15 protein-coding genes are annotated in these 14,993 nt (G+C 56.4%); 10 read left to right on the top strand and 5 right to left on the bottom strand.

The features are described 5' to 3' along the window. Nucleotides 1-27: 27 nt before the first annotated feature. From GA0071314_RS11920 to uxuA, 8 genes are all read left to right on the top strand, one after another. Nucleotides 28-765, top strand: coding sequence for a GntR family transcriptional regulator (locus GA0071314_RS11920; protein ID WP_074396850.1), 738 nt, complete (start codon nucleotides 28-30; stop codon nucleotides 763-765). Next, nucleotides 762-1,973 (top strand): D-mannonate dehydratase ManD, encoded by a 1,212-nt coding sequence (gene manD, locus GA0071314_RS11915; protein WP_074396849.1) that lies wholly within the window; start codon nucleotides 762-764, stop codon nucleotides 1,971-1,973. The genes GA0071314_RS11920 and manD overlap by 4 nt, the downstream gene beginning before the upstream one ends. Before the next feature lie 48 nt (nucleotides 1,974-2,021). Then, the gene (locus GA0071314_RS11910) at nucleotides 2,022-3,044 is read left to right on the top strand and encodes a Zn-dependent oxidoreductase (protein WP_074396848.1); all 1,023 of its coding nucleotides are present in this window, start codon (nucleotides 2,022-2,024) and stop codon (nucleotides 3,042-3,044) included. Nucleotides 3,045-3,107: 63 nt separating this feature from the next. Next, the gene (locus GA0071314_RS11905; RefSeq protein ID WP_074396847.1) at nucleotides 3,108-4,076 is read left to right on the top strand and encodes a TRAP transporter substrate-binding protein; all 969 of its coding nucleotides are present in this window, start codon (nucleotides 3,108-3,110) and stop codon (nucleotides 4,074-4,076) included. A 104-nt stretch (nucleotides 4,077-4,180) separates the two neighbouring features. Then, the gene (locus tag GA0071314_RS11900) at nucleotides 4,181-4,759 is read left to right on the top strand and encodes a TRAP transporter small permease (protein WP_074396846.1); all 579 of its coding nucleotides are present in this window, start codon (nucleotides 4,181-4,183) and stop codon (nucleotides 4,757-4,759) included. A 2-nt stretch (nucleotides 4,760-4,761) separates the two neighbouring features. Next, a complete protein-coding gene (locus GA0071314_RS11895; RefSeq protein WP_074396845.1) occupies nucleotides 4,762-6,042 on the top strand; it encodes a TRAP transporter large permease in 1,281 nt (426 codons plus the stop codon). Between the two features lie 6 nt (nucleotides 6,043-6,048). Next, nucleotides 6,049-7,518, top strand: a complete 1,470-nt coding sequence (locus GA0071314_RS11890; protein WP_074396844.1) for a mannitol dehydrogenase family protein — start codon at nucleotides 6,049-6,051, stop codon at nucleotides 7,516-7,518. Between the two features lie 158 nt (nucleotides 7,519-7,676). Further along, nucleotides 7,677-8,870: a mannonate dehydratase gene (uxuA, locus tag GA0071314_RS11885; protein ID WP_074396843.1), complete on the top strand. Its 1,194-nt coding sequence runs from the start codon at nucleotides 7,677-7,679 to the stop codon at nucleotides 8,868-8,870. A 27-nt stretch (nucleotides 8,871-8,897) separates the two neighbouring features. Here uxuA and kduD read toward each other — a convergent pair whose 3' ends face one another. From kduD to GA0071314_RS11860, 5 genes are read right to left on the bottom strand one after another with little or no spacing between them, the layout of a single operon-like run. Then, complete coding sequence (gene kduD / locus GA0071314_RS11880; RefSeq protein ID WP_074396842.1) at nucleotides 8,898-9,650, bottom strand: 2-dehydro-3-deoxy-D-gluconate 5-dehydrogenase KduD; 753 nt, start codon at nucleotides 9,648-9,650, stop codon at nucleotides 8,898-8,900. 48 nt (nucleotides 9,651-9,698) lie between these two features. Continuing rightward, the gene (locus GA0071314_RS11875) at nucleotides 9,699-10,376 is read right to left on the bottom strand and encodes an HAD family hydrolase (RefSeq protein WP_074396841.1); all 678 of its coding nucleotides are present in this window, start codon (nucleotides 10,374-10,376) and stop codon (nucleotides 9,699-9,701) included. 8 nt (nucleotides 10,377-10,384) lie between these two features. Then, nucleotides 10,385-11,359 (bottom strand): 2-hydroxyacid dehydrogenase, encoded by a 975-nt coding sequence (locus GA0071314_RS11870; protein WP_074396840.1) that lies wholly within the window; start codon nucleotides 11,357-11,359, stop codon nucleotides 10,385-10,387. A gap of 42 nt (nucleotides 11,360-11,401) precedes the next feature. After that, on the bottom strand, nucleotides 11,402-12,385 hold the full coding sequence (locus tag GA0071314_RS11865; RefSeq protein WP_074396839.1) for a sugar kinase: 984 nt from the start codon (nucleotides 12,383-12,385) through the stop codon (nucleotides 11,402-11,404). A gap of 34 nt (nucleotides 12,386-12,419) precedes the next feature. Further along, on the bottom strand, nucleotides 12,420-13,427 hold the full coding sequence (locus GA0071314_RS11860; RefSeq protein ID WP_074396838.1) for a LacI family DNA-binding transcriptional regulator: 1,008 nt from the start codon (nucleotides 13,425-13,427) through the stop codon (nucleotides 12,420-12,422). Nucleotides 13,428-13,732: 305 nt separating this feature from the next. Between GA0071314_RS11860 and GA0071314_RS11855 the strand changes: the two genes are divergently transcribed. Continuing rightward, nucleotides 13,733-14,674 (top strand): DnaJ C-terminal domain-containing protein, encoded by a 942-nt coding sequence (locus tag GA0071314_RS11855; RefSeq protein WP_074396837.1) that lies wholly within the window; start codon nucleotides 13,733-13,735, stop codon nucleotides 14,672-14,674. 3 nt (nucleotides 14,675-14,677) lie between these two features. Further along, nucleotides 14,678-14,992: a chaperone modulator CbpM gene (locus GA0071314_RS11850; protein WP_074396836.1), complete on the top strand. Its 315-nt coding sequence runs from the start codon at nucleotides 14,678-14,680 to the stop codon at nucleotides 14,990-14,992. Nucleotide 14,993: the final 1 nt, after the last annotated feature.

Genomic DNA, 14,993 nt, shown 5'->3' with positions numbered 1-14,993 from the left:
AGACCCCAGTATTCGGATTCAGGTGTTATGCACACGACATTACAAACGCTATGGCAGGAAACCCGTGACACGGACTCGGTTCGCCAACGGTTATTCCAAGTGCTAAGGCAATCGATCATTCAGATGGTGTTGGCACCGGGCCAGGCATTATCTGAAAAAGAGCTTGCTGACACGTTCTCGGTTAGCCGTCAGCCAGTGCGAGAAGCTTTTATAAGACTCTCCGAAGCAGGGCTGGTGGAGGTCAAGCCTCAGCGCGGTACCTATGTGGTGAGGATTTCTCAACGGGCGGTACTTGAGGCTCGCTTTGTACGTGAGGCGGTCGAAGTGGCGGTAGTCAAGTTGGCGGCTGAAAAGGGGATTGAACCAGCAATACTGACCGAGCTACATGATTTATTGGAGCGTCAGCGGCGCTGTGTAAAGCCCCATGATTACGACCGTTTTTATCGCCTTGATGAAGCGTTTCATCGAACGCTTTCACTAGGGGTAAAGCAGCACGCCGCCTGGAAAGTCATTGAAGAAGTCCGCGCTCAGCTTGACCGGGTGCGCTACCTCAGTGTGCCCCATAGCACCCCGCTGGAGCGGCTTGTAGAGCAGCATGCCAATATCGTTGCGGCTATTGAGGCGCGGGATGCCTCCCTCGCAGAGCAGGCGATGGCGCTTCATCTACGCGAGATTTTGGTCTCGATGCCCGATTTGGTTCGTCGTTTCCCCGATTTGTTCGAAGTACAAGAAAACCAAACCTTGTTACAGGAGGCGATCCAATGAAAATCGAGCGGGCCTATACCATTGTGACCTCGCCGGGGCGCAATTTTGTGACGCTGAAAATTGTGACGGATCAGGGCGAATATGGCATTGGTGATGCGACGCTCAATGGGCGTGAAATGGCCGTGGTGGCGTACCTGGAGGAGCACGTAATCCCGACGTTAATCGGGCGCGACCCCCAGCGCATAGAAGATATATGGCACTACCTCTACCGCGGCGCTTATTGGCGTCGTGGGCCTGTCACTATGACTGCCATCGCCGCTGTGGATATGGCGCTTTGGGACATTAAAGCAAAACTAGCGGGCATGCCGCTTTACCAACTGTTAGGTGGCAAGAGCCGTGACCGGGTGATGGTATATGGCCATGCAACGGGGCGCGATATTGATGCCTGCCTGGAAGAAGTCGCTCGACATGTGGATGAGGGCTACAAAGCCGTGCGTGTTCAGGCGGGTGTGCCAGGCATTGCCAGCATTTATGGTGTTGCCAAAAAAGAGGGCGAGCCTTATGAGCCCGCCGATGCCGAGTTGCCCGCAGAGCACGTGTGGAGTACCAGCAAATACTTAAACCATGTGCCAAAACTGTTTGCCGCTGTGCGAGAACGCTTCGGCGATGAATTGCACGTGCTACATGATGTTCATCACCGCTTGACGCCCATTGAAGCCGCTCGTTTAGGCAAAGAGGTTGAGTCCTACCATCTGTTTTGGCTCGAAGACTGCGTGCCTGCCGAGAACCAGGAGGCGTTTGGCCTCATCCGCCAACACACCACCACACCTTTGGCGGTGGGCGAAGTCTTTAACAGCCTATATGACGCCAAGGCGCTGATCGAAAACCAGTGGATCGACTATATCCGTGCCACTCTGACCCACGCCGGTGGTATCACCCATGTGCGCCGAATTGCCGATTTGGCGGGGCTTTATCACGTGCGTACCGGATTCCACGGGCCGACGGATCTTTCGCCGGTTTGCCTGGGGTCGGCGATTCATTTTGATACCTGGGTGCCCAATTTTGGCATTCAGGAATATATGCCCCATACCCGCGCTACGGATGAGGTCTTTCCTCACGATTACCGGTTCGAAGACGGCCACTTCATCGTTGGCGAAACGCCGGGGCACGGCGTTGATATCGACGAACAGCTAGCCAAGCAATATCCCTATAAGCGCGCCAGCCTGCCGGTTAACCGGTTGGAAGACGGCACGCTATGGCATTGGTGAGCTAGGGGCATTGGTGAATTCGTGGCATAGGAAAGGAGATTTACGTCAATGAAAGCATTCCAGGTGAAGGCACCTCACGACTATCAGGTGGCAGATGTTGAACCGCCCAAGGCGGCCACTGGTGAAGTGCTGGTGCGCGTGGCATTTGCCGGTATCTGCGGTTCGGATATGCACATTATCCATGGCGATAACGCCTTTGTGCGCTTTCCGCGTATCACCGGCCACGAGTTTGCCGGGGTAGTGGAAGCGGTGGGGGAAGGGGTGCTTGACGTAACCGCTGGGGATCGCGTCTGCATTGACCCGGTTATCAGCTGCGGCGATTGCTACCCCTGCCGGATTGGTCGTCCCAACGTGTGCAGTTCGCTTGAAGTGATCGGCGTGCATCGCGATGGCGGTTTTGAAGAGTTTGTTGCCGTCCCCGCGGCTAATGTGCACCACCTACCTGATCATATCGGACTAGATGCTGCTGCCTTAGTAGAGCCTTACACCATTGCCGCCAACGTACTTGATCGTATGCAGCCGCACCCTGGTGACCGGCTAATGATTTTAGGCGCCGGGGTTATTGGCCTGACGATCCTGCAGATGGCCCTGGCCAAGGGCGTCGAAGAGATCATCGTCACTGACGTTATTAATGAGCGTTTAGCCGCGGCAAAACAGCTTGGGGCAACGCAGGTACTTAATAGCCGCGAGCAAGATGTGGAAAAAGAGGTGCTTGCCTTAACCCAGGGTGAGGGCGTGCCGCTAATTGCCGATGCGGCCTGTGTCCCCGCGCTGCTACCGCAAATGCTGCGTTTAGCGTCGCCAGCAGGGCGCATTGGTCTGCTGGGCTTTAGCGTTCAGCCCAGTGAGCTAGTGCAGCTAGAGGTGATCAAGAAAGAGCTGACCTTGGTTGGCTCGCGCCTGAACAATCGTAAGTTTCCGGAGGTGCTTGAGCTAATGGCAAGTGGGCAGTTGGATCCGTTGGCGCTCGTCAGCCATCGGTTACCGCTAGGTGACATGCCCAATGCCATCGAGATGCTTGATCACCGACCTGAAGAGGCCCGCAAGGTACTGATTCAAATCAGTGCCTAAGGGTAACCACGCCAACCCACGCGTAATTAACAATCTACAACACCAGTGTGCAGGAGAGAGAAAATGATTAAACAATTTATCACCAGCGCCGTTCTTGGGGCCGCCATATTAGGCAGTCACTCCCTGATGGCGGCAGACTATACTTTGCGTTTCGGCCATTTAGCCAATGAGCAAAACATTTGGCACCAGGCCGCCGAGAAATTTAAAGAAGAAGTCGAAGCGAACTCCGATGGGCAGATCGAGGTGCGCCTCTACCCCAGTGAGCAGCTCGGTAACGAGATGGACGTGATCAATAGTATCCAATTGGGCACGGCGGATATGACCATCACGGGTGAAAGCTTACAGAATTGGGCGCCGAAAGCCGCCATGATGGCGGTACCTTACGCCTTTCGAGATTCCGAGCACCTTCATGCGGCGGTTAACGGTGACATCGGCGCTGAAATTGAGGCGCAAATCACTGAGCAGACAAACTTAGTCCCATTGGCGTGGTTTGAGCGCGGTCCCCGTGAGCTGACCTCCAACCGGCCTATCCGTGACCCAGACGAACTCGATGGGCTGCGTCTACGCGTGCCTAACGTGCCGCTATTTGTTGATACTTGGAAAGCGATGGGTGCACGTCCAACCCCTATGGCGTTTAGCGAAGTGTTTACTGCGCTGCAGCAAGATACCTTAGAAAGCCAGGAAAACCCGCTAAGTCTGATCGAAAGTGCCAGCTTCAACGAGGTGCAGGACTACGTCAACATGACAGGCCATGTGCGCAGTTGGATCTATGTGGTGATCGGACGTAATCAGTTAGAAAGTATGCCTGATGAGTTACAGCAGGTGGTTCGTGATGCTGCCCAAACCATGCAGGATCATCAGGCTGAGCTTTTCATTGATGATCAAGAACGTCTTGAAGAAGCGCTTAAAGAGCGTGGGATGGAGTTTGTGGAAGTCGACGTCGATGCATTCGCAGAGAAAGCTCGCCCCGCTGTCCTTGAGGCCTTAACCGACGAGCAGCGTGAACTCTTTGACGCTATCCAGGATTTGTAAGCTCGCCGGTAATGCGTTGGTAGTGAACTGGTAATGGCGATGGGCCGGCATCTTGCTGGCCCATTTTCGAACGGCAAAGGCTGCTTGCCCATGAGGATACGGTTATGAACTCGGATCACAAAGCGCTTGAACAGGAAGCGTTGGAAAGTCTGGATTCAATGTCGGCGGTGCCTAAGCTAAAAGGCCCCATTGGGCGCGTGATTGGCTGGGTGGATAATTGTTTTCTAACCTTGGCGGTCGTGGCACTTGTTGCGATTGCCGTCACGGTACTGCTGCAAATTTGTTCGCGGCTATTTTTGCCGTTTTCTATTGCTTGGACTGAGGAACTCTCGCGCTATCTGTTTATTTATATGGTGGCGTTATCCGTCGGTGTTGTATTGCGCCAGAACCGACATATCAGCGTTGAACTTTTCCACCACCTGCTGGGGCCGCGCATGCAGGCGGCTTTTCAAGTGCTAATTTGTTCGCTGATTGGCCTGTTTGCATATCTAGTGCTGCCTTACGCTTGGCAGTATGCGCAAAACGGCACCATGCAGACCTCGCCAACGCTGCATGTTCCCATGCTGTATATCTTTTTCTCAACGGTAGTCACCTTTGCGCTACTCCTGGTGTACAGCGTACTAGGGTGCCTTGAGGGAATTATCGCAATGTGTCGCTCCTCTGCCTCTCTTCAGGAGTCGTAAGCATGGAAGTTATTATTCTCTTCAGTGTTTTCTTGATTCTGCTCTTGGTGGGGATGCCTATTGCGTTCGCGCTGGGGTTAGCCTCGCTTTCTTATCTGCTGCTTGAAGGCATTTCATTGACGATTGTTCCGCAGCGGATGTATGCGGGCATCGACACCTTTGTGCTGCTCTGTATTCCCGGTTTTGTGCTGGCCGGCAATTTGATGAACGTCGGCAATATCACGGAACATATCGTGCGTTTCTCCAACGCATTATTAGGTCATATTCGCGGCGGGCTTGGCTTGGCCAATGTGGCGGGCTCAATGATTTTCGGCGGTATCTCCGGCACGGCGGTGGCCGACTCAGCCAGCATCGGTTCGGTGATGATCCCCGGTATGGCGCGCTCGGGTTATGACAAACCTTTTGCCGCTGCGGTTACCGCCGCCTCGTCAACCGTTGGGCCGATTATTCCGCCCAGCGTGCCGATGATTATCGTAGGTTCACTAAGCGGTATTTCGGTTGGTCGAATGTTCCTGGCGGGTGCGATTCCTGGCCTGTTGATGGGACTCGCCATGATGGCCACGGTGTATATCCTGGCCGTTCGTCGCGGATACCCCAAAGAGCAGCGGGTACCATTTCTGCAGCTGCTGCGCGAAGCGAAAACGGCCTTCTGGGCGCTGCTGATGACCGTGATTATTCTCTACGGCATTATTGGCGGGTTTTTTACTCCCACAGAAGCGTCTATTGTCGCCTCGCTTTATGCACTAGTGGTGGGTATGTATGTGTATAAAGGCCTGTCGTGGAAAAAGCTCCCGGCGATTTTGTCAGACACTGTATTGACCTCCTCTGCACTGCTGCTGATGGTGGGGTTGGCAAACCTGTTTGGCTGGATCCTTACCAGCGAACAGATTCCGCAGATGATCGCTGCGCTTATTCTCTCCATTAGCGACAACCCGCTGATCGTTTTACTTATTCTTAACCTGATTCTGCTATTTGTCGGCGCTTTTATGGAGACCATCGCCGCGCTGATTATTCTTTTTCCTGCCTTGGTGGGAGTAGCCACTGGCGTGGGTGTCGATCCGGTTCATTTTGCGGTGATCGCGGTGCTGAACCTGATGATCGGGCTAACAACGCCGCCGGTAGGGGTGTGCCTATTTGTGGTGGCGGGTATTGGCAAACTGCCTATGTTGACGGTGGCAAGAGCCATCGTGCCCTTTTTGCTATGCAACTTGGCGGTGCTGTTGTTGGTGACCTATGTCCCCGCGATTTCGCTTTGGTTGCCTAACTTGTTGATGGGAGAGTAAACAACTATGGCTCCACAGCGTATTGAAGCGAAGCCCAAAAGCGGTCAGATCGGTTTTGTTCATTTGGGCTTAGGCGCATTTCACCGTGCCCATCAAGCGGTCTATTTAGAGCGTTATCGTCAGCGTAGTGGTGACACTGGGTGGGGTGTTTGCAGCGCTAACCTGCGTGCCAGCGTTGGTTTAGTCGACGGATTGAGCGCGGCTGGGCATCGCTATCATGTCGCCGAGTACACCGATAGTGACAGCGTCACACTGCGCGAAATAGGCGTGATCGAAGAGACGTTGTTTTCTGGCCGTGATGGTGCCGGTAATTGGGGGCGTGACCGGGAAAGGCTGTTAGCGCGAATGGCCTCTGCGGACACCCGTATCGTTACTTTAACGGTGACCGAGAAGGGCTACTTTTTAAACCCGGCTAGCGGTGAATTAAGAGACGATGATCCGATGATCATCGGCGATATCGCCTCGCCCCAGCAGCCGCGTACCGCACCAGGGCTGCTGGTTGAAGCGTTAGCTCGGCGGCGGGAAGCAGGCATTGCCCCCTTTACGGTGCTCTCTTGCGACAATATGCCGGATAACGGTAAGCGAACACGCCAAGCGGTGGTGCAGTTAGCTGAGCAGCGCGATGCCGCGCTGGCTAGCTGGATAGCCTCCGAGGTGGCATTTCCCTGCAGCATGGTGGATCGCATCGTGCCCGCCATGACCGACACGGACTTTGAGCGTTTAGCGGCGCTGGGGGTTACAGATTCAAACGCTGTGGTATGCGAGGCGTTCACCCAGTGGGTGGTGGAAGACAATTTCCCAACTGGGCGGCCGAACTGGGAAACCGAAGGCGTTGAGATGGTCGCCGATGTAGCGCCGTTTGAAACCATGAAGTTACGCATGCTCAATGGCAGCCACTCCTTACTGGCTTACTTGGGTGCATTAGCGGGTATTGAAACGGTCTATGAAGGGGTCAATCACGTCGCGCTTCGCGTGCTGCTACGCCGCTATATGCTTGAAGAGGCGGCGCCTACCCTTGAGATGCCGGAAGGGATTGATTTAGACGCTTACGCTGACTCGCTGCTGGCGCGCTTTGCCAATGACAGCCTGCGCCATCGCCTGCAGCAAATCGCTATGGATGGCAGCCAAAAGCTGCCGCAGCGCTGGCTTTCTGGAGCACTGAAACGTAGTGCCGCTGGTGAGACATCGCCCTGCGTGGCGTTGGGAATGGCGGCCTGGATTCGCTACACCGCGGGCGAAGATCTGCTCGGGAATCGCTACACCGTTGACGACCCGCTAGCCAAGCGCTTTGCCGATTTACACCACGCCCATGGCGTCGATGCCAGTACGTTGGTCGCCGCCTTTTTAGCCATGGACGATGTGGTGCCGAGCGAGCTAGCCGCAGACAAAGTGTTTGCTCAGTGCGTACTAAACGCGTATCAAACGCTGATCCAAGGTGGACTAAGTGAAGCGCTGGCAGCGCTTGAGCGCAACTAGGCTTTATACGAAAAGTCGGCGAGCGAAGACTAGACAAGGCAAAAATCAACGAGAAAGCGGAGTTTACGGGGTGTAAATGAGCATTTCGAGGCGATTTTTAACGCCGTATTGTCGAGCGTAGGCAGTTTTCATACAAAGCCTAATAAAAGGAGATCCCCATGGAGCATACCTGGCGCTGGTTTGGCCCTAAAGATGCGATTCGGCTGGAAGAAATTCGCCAAACAGGCGCCACCGGTATCGTGACGGCACTGCACGAGGTGCCCAATGATCAGGTTTGGTCGGTTGAGGCGATCCGTGAGCGTCAGCAGATGATCGAAGCCGCTGGCCTGACATGGTCGGTGGTGGAGAGCGTACCGGTACATGAGTCGATCAAAAAAGGCCTGCCTGAGCGCGATGCGCTGATCGCCACCTACTGCCAGACGCTACGCAACCTGGCGGCCTGTGGTATCGATACCGTGTGCTACAACTTTATGCCGGTGCTGGACTGGACACGTACGGATCTAACCTATCAATTACCCGATGGTGCCTTGGCGCTGCGCTTTGATCAAACCGCGTTTGCGGCTTTTGATCTTTACTTGCTTCAGCGACCAGGCGCTGAGAAAGCGTACAGCGATGAGGAGCAAACTCAAGCAAGCCGCTATCTTGAGGGGTTAGATAGCGCTGGCCGTGACAAATTAGTCAACACGCTGATCGCTGGGCTGCCGGGCGCCGAAGAGCACTACACCCTTGAGCAGTTTCGCGCGGTCCTTGAAGGTTACGCTGATATTGACGCCGCTCGGCTGCGGGAGAACCTAGGTTACTTTCTCCAGGTGGTTATTCCGGTAGCGGAAGAAGTGGGCATTCGTATGGCCATCCATCCTGATGACCCGCCACGATCGCTGCTAGGGCTGCCCCGAGTGGTCTCTACGCGCGAGGATGCCCAGTGGATTGTCGATCGCATACCCAGCCCCGCCAATGGTTTGACCCTTTGCACCGGCTCTTACGGTGTTCGACAAGACAATGATTTGGTGGCCATGACCCGCCACTTTGCCCCGCATATTCACTTTATCCATCTGCGTGCCACGCAGCGTGAAGCGGATTCGCGCTCGTTCCACGAGGCACCGCACTTGGCCGGTGATGTGGATATGGTGGAGGTGATACATGCTCTGGTGGATGAAGAGCGGCGGCGCGAGCGAGAGGGCGGGGCGCGCTTGCCGCTGCGCCCGGACCACGGCCACCAACTGCTGGATGATCAACAGCGCAACACGGCGCCGGGTTACCCACTCTACGGGCGCCTGCGGGGGTTGGCGGAACTGCGCGGTGTGGAGCTGGCGGTGCGGCAGTTGACCGAGCGCGCGTCGCGACCGACTTGAGCGTAAAAGCGCGCTGACGCCCGGCTTTTAACGGGCGAGCCAACCCCCGTCCACAGCCAGGGTGTGACCATGCACATAGCGGGCGGCGTCGGAGCATAGATAGATGGCCGCACCGGCCAGATCTTCGGGGGTACCCCAGCGTCCGGCGGGAATGCGGCCGAGTATTTCATCATGGCGGTTGGGGTCGTCGCGCAGTGCTTGGGTGTTATCCGTCGCCATGTATCCAGGCGCGATGGCATTGACGTTGATATCGTAAGGTGCCCATTCGTTAGCCAGTAGTCGCGTTAACCCGAGGATGCCACTTTTACTCGCGGTGTAAGAGGGGACGCGAATGCCGCCTTGAAACGAAAGCAGGGAGGCAATATTGACGATCTTACCGGGTGCTTTGCGCTCAATTAAGTGCTTGGCAACCTGCTGAGCCAGAAAAAACGCCGCCTTTAAGTTGACGTCTATCACCGAGTCCCAGTCTTGTTCAGAGAACTCAATCGCCGGAGCCCGGCGAATCATCCCCGCATTGTTAACCAGAATATCCAGTTTGCCGGCTTGGTTGATGGCTTGGTTAACGATATCGCTTGGCGCGTGATGACCTAATTCTGCTTCGATAGTGTAAAAACGTTGCCCGTACGCTTCGACTTTCTGGCGCGTTTGATCGGTGGGTGAGCGGCTGACGCCAACAATGTCAGCGCCCGCCTCGGCTAGCGCCACGGCAATGCCTTGGCCCAAGCCTTTATTGCAACCGGTAACCATGGCCACTTGCCCTTGCAAGGAAAATAACCTCATTGAATAGCCCCTTTATCATCGTCATACCGAGAATTTTCAACCCACAAGCTAAGCACTCACTTTAGCTGATAGGCGCGCAATAGCAGCGGGTAACTCGCTGGCATGCTGAATGCCAATGGCGCCTTCGGGCGTGCTCTCTTCATTCGGGAAGTGATTGAGATGAATAACGTGCATGTCTGCTTCCAACCCCGCTTCCACACCCACGGCGGCATCATCGACCACGATACAGTGTTGAGGGGAATAACCCATGGCGGCAGCCGCCTTGCGATAAAGTTCTGGGTCTGGCTTCCATACGTTAAGGGTATAGGCGCTGAACAGTCTGTCTTCAAAATAGTGGCCAAGATCGGTGCTTTCCAATGCGCAGCGTATTTTGCGTTCAGGGCCGTTAGATACTACGGCCTTAGGATGGCCCGTTAGCTGCTCAAGGGCGGCAGGCATTCCGGGGATGGCTAAAAGCTCGGCACGCATGCGAGCCTCCATGCGCGCCCGCATGCCTGCCTCAAGTTGGGTAAATTTACCTTCAGCAAGCGCTTGAAAACGGTTTTCCAAGGTTTCGACGATAGTCTGAAAACGTACACCTCGAAACTCGTCCATATATTGCTGGGCGGAGAAGGGTAAGTTGAATTCGGGCAGAATGTCGCCCATTACCTCGGCAAGCAGTATTTCACTATCCACCAGGGTGCCATCGCAATCGAACAGCAGGCAGAGGGGGGTGGCCGTGTTCATTGCAGAATTCACTGATAGGTTTCCTCGTTAACTAGGCTAATCGGGCGCTCGCCCTGCAGTGCAAGGCGAATATTATCCACTGCCCGTTGGGCCATGGCGTCCCGGGTTTCATGGGTGGCAGAGCCAATATGGGGCAGGGCGACCACATTGGGCATCTTCGGCAACGGCGACGATGCCGGCAATGGCTCCTGCTCGAACACGTCGAGCCCTGCCGCGTGGATGACGCCGTTTTCCAGCGCGTGTATCAGGGCGCTTTCATCGACTACTTTGCCCCGGGCGATATTGATGAAAATGCCCGACGGCTTCATCTGTGCGAACTCCCGGGCGCCGATCAAACGCTCGGTGTTGGCGGTGAGGGGCACCGTAACGCACACGAAATCGGCCTCGGCCAGCAGCTCGTTGAGTTCGCGGCGCTGGGCGCCCAGTTCTTTTTCCAGCGCGGGTTTGGGCGAGGCGTTGGAATAGAGCACCTGCATGCCAAACCCCAGGGCCCCACGCCGGGCGACGGCCTGACCGATCCGGCCGAAACCCACCATGCCCAGAGTCTTGCCATGTACGTCGCTACCGAACCGATCGGGGCCAATGCTTGACTGCCACTGCCCGGCTTTCACCCACTCGGCGAGTTCAACGGCGCGCCTGGCCGTGGCCATGATCAGGGTAAAGCCTGTATCGGCGGTGGTTTCGGTAAGCACGTCGGGCGTATTGCACAGCATAATGCCGCGTTTGGTAAGTTCATCGACGGGGATGTTGTCGTAGCCTACGGAGATAGTCGCGATGACTTCTAATTGGGGCGCTGCGTCCAATAACGCCGGGGTAATCGCCAGGCCGGAACCGATGATGCCCTGCGTGCCTGCCAGTACCGCGCGATTTTCAGGTGCATCCAGCGCGTTGGGTTTGGGCAGTACGTCCACCTTAAATAAGTCGTTGAGTGTGTCGAGCTGGGCGTCGCTGAGTCGTCCTTGAACTACCAAACGTTTCTTCACGGTTATCTCCTGGGTAAAAGCCTTTTAACGTATCGCCAAGCGTCAGGCATCGGGGTGGTCGGCTTCAAGCGCCTGGAGTTGCTGGCGATTGGGCAGCCCTTCCATGTCGCCGACCACTTGAACGGCCTGGGCACCCACCAGGTTGCCCCGGTTGAGTGCTTGCTGGGGTGACAGACCGTCGAGTAGCGCGCTGATCAACCCCACGGCGAAGCCGTCACCGGCGCCGACCGTATCCACCACCCTGGCCACCGGCTGACCCGGCACGGTAAAACTCTCCAGTTTGCCGGTGAGCATTCCCCGATAGTAGCTGCCTTCTGGCCCCAATTTAATCACCACCGCCTTAGCGCCGCGCGCCAGGTAAGCGTCGGCGATGGCATCCGGGGTCTCCTGCTGGGTCAGTAAGCGCCCTTCGGCAAGGCCGGGGAGCACCCAGTCGGCGTGACCTGCAAGCTCATTCAGGGTGTCGCGCATGGCGTCTTCACTCGGCCAAAGTGAGGGGCGCAGGTTGGGGTCAAAGGAGACGCTGGCACCCTGGGCGCGGGCCTGGCGCATTAAATGGCGCGTCAACTTACAGGCGCTTTCCGAGAGCGCGGGGGTAATCCCGGTGGCGTGTAGATGAGTGAGCGACGAGAAGTCGATGGTCGAGGCATCGTCGACGGACAGGTAACTTGCGGCACTGCCGCGTCGGAAATACTCCACGCGAGGATCGGCGCCTTCCTCGGCGCGCTCCTTGAACATCAGCCCTGTTGGATGCTGCGTATCGGTATGGATGTAACGGTCATCGATACCTTCAGCGCTCAAGGCATGCTGGATAAACCGGCCGAGGCTGTCGGTACCGACACGACTCAACCAGCCTACATGAAACCCAAGGCGGGACAGTCCAATCGCCACGTTATTGTCGGCACCGGCCAGTCGGCGATGGAAGTGCTCGATCGCCGATAGGTCACCTGGGGCATCGGCAATGAACATGGCCATTGCTTCGCCGAAAGTAAGCACCTGAGGGGAAGAAGAGCGCCTGTTTTCCATGGAGGTAGCCTCTATTTAGTGAAATAGGTAATGATCATGGAGCGGTACTGCCCCGGACGAGTAACCGAGGTGAATGACGGCTGTGAAACGCCAGCGGCGTTGCGCGTCGCTCAAGCTGGTTGACCAGACAGGCGACGGCATCACGGCCGATGCTGTCGGTGGGCTGGGCCAGCGTGGTAATACCCGGTGTCATCAGCTCGCACAATTCGAGTTCGTCAATGCCCACTAACCCCACCGGGCCCATCGCGACGTCGAGCTGCTTGAAGCATCGCGCCATGGCGAGCGTGGCATTGCCATTGGCGCACAGCACCGCACAATGGCCGGGCGGATGCGGTGCCAAGAACGCGGCCAAGCCGGTGCAGGGCGTGTCGATGTCACGGGGGCTGAGCATCAGCGTCTGGCGGGTGAAGCCCATGGCGTCTGCCTGCTGCTGAAAGCGATCCAGCCGCGCCTGGCGAGTGCTGGTGTGCTCGGGCGTTTCGCTGACATACAGAATCGAGCGATAGCCCTGCTGCGCCAGGTGCGCCAGGGCCATATCGATCGCGAGGGCATTGTCGAGACCGATCACCTCGGCGTCGAGATGGTGGATGTCACGATCGAGCAGGACCACGGGGACGCCGCTTTCCAGCAATGCCTGTCCCGGTTGCCCGGCGGCATTGATAACCAGCCCTTCGACCTGATAGGCCGCAAGCGTCGCCAGGTGGTGTTGTTCAAGTGCCGGGTCGTTATCGGTATTGCAGACCATCAAGGAGTATCCGAAGTCGCGGCATGCGAGCTCCACGCCATGCATCACGGCCACCGAAAAAGGGTTGCGTATATCCGCCACCATCATCCCCAGCAGGCGGGAGCCGCCGCCTTTGAGCCCTCGCGCCATCTGGTTGGGATGGTAGCCCAATGCCGCCGCCGCCTCGGCAACGCGCTGCTGCAGCGATTGGGAAAGCTTGTCGCGTTCGGGGCCGAAGAAGCGTGAAACGCTGGACTTGGAGGTACCCGCTAGCTTGGCAACGTCGATCAAGGTGGCTCGGGTAGGCGGCGAAGGCATAGATGTCGGTACGCTATAATAAAAATGGGAACGTTCCCAAGGCTAGTCGGTTTCCAGACGAAAGGCAATGCCCGATGAGTGGAGCTGTTGGTGTTGTAAGCATGTCGGCGACCGGTCCATTAATTTGGCTAATGTCTGCAAAGTGCAGAGGTAGGTGACATTTAGTTTATCCATCTACAGCTTCTGCCTATCATCCCCTCCTTCCTATTATCGACTAAGCTGGAATTAAACAGCTGATTCCTTTTAGGGGTGGCATAACGGTCAAGACGATTGTGGGTTGTCAAGCACCGAAGGAGCTTTCATAAGTGGAATTCAAGGATTACTACCAAGTGCTTGGGGTAGAAAAGGCCGCGACGGCCGAGGAAATCAAGAAAGCCTACCGCAAGTTAGCGCGTAAGTTTCATCCTGATGTCAGCAAAGAGTCTGAAGCGGAACAGCGCATGCAAGAGGTTAATGAAGCAAAAGCGGTGTTGACAGATCCAGAGAAACGCTTCGCTTATGATCAACTTGCCGAGCAATACCATTCTGGGGAGGACTTCCAGCCACCTCCTGACTGGGATTCGGGCTTTGAGTTTAGAGGCCGCGGCTTCGAAGAGGCCGATTTAGGTGAGTTCAGCGACTTTTTTGCCAACCTGTTTGGGCAAGGGGGCCGTACAGGCCGAGGTAAACGCAGTTATCAGATGCGCGGTGAGGACCGTCATGCCAAGATCAGCATCGACCTGAAGGATGCTTTCTACGGCGCCAACCGGGCAATTACCTTGCAAATGCCACAGGTGGATGCCCAAGGCCGCGTTGTCTCCCGAGAGCACACCCTTAACGTACAGATACCCAAGGGTATTAAAGCGGGCCAGCATATTCGCCTCTCGGGGCAAGGCAGTCCCGGAGTTGGAGGTGGTTCGGCAGGTGACCTGTACTTGGAAATACACTTTACACCGGATTTGCGTTATCGAGTTGAGGGAAGAGATGTATACCAAAAGGTGTCGGTTACGCCTTGGGAGGCCGCGCTTGGCGCCAGTATCGAAACCCTGACTCCTTCAGGGTTGATTAAACTCAAGGTGCCAACTGGGTCACAGACGGGGCGTCGATTGCGCCTGAGGGGGCGTGGTATTCCAGGGCTGGAGCCGGGCGACCTTTATGTGGAGCTCGAGGTGGTACTACCCCCAGCCGATACCGACAAGGCTCGAGAACTGTACCAAACCATGGCGCAAGAACTGGCATTCGATCCACGCCAACGAAAGGGAGGCTAGAAGATGGCTCAGCAGCGTATCGTTAGCGGCGAACTGATCGATGAGGCGACTCTAACCGTCGAGGATTTAGCGCGAGCCTGCTCGGTAGAAGCTGGTTGGGTCGTCGAGCGCATTGAAAGCGGTCTGTTGGCCGATGGGTCACCCTATGTGGCGAGTTGGCGGTTTACAAGCCGAGACCTGACCCGTGCTCGACGGATGAGCCAGTTAGAGCGTGACTTCGAAGCCGCTCCCGAACTTGCCGCCCTGGCGACGGATCTGATTGAGGAGAACCAGCGCCTAAGGGAGCGGCTGCGGGCTGCAGGTCTTGTTGATGATTAGT

Origin of the sequence: Halomonas sp. HL-93 (assembly GCF_900086985.1) — a bacterium.
Taxonomy (GTDB): domain Bacteria; phylum Pseudomonadota; class Gammaproteobacteria; order Pseudomonadales; family Halomonadaceae; genus Vreelandella.
Note: the sequence above shows the minus strand (reverse complement) of the source record. Positions and strands in the feature narration are given on the sequence as shown.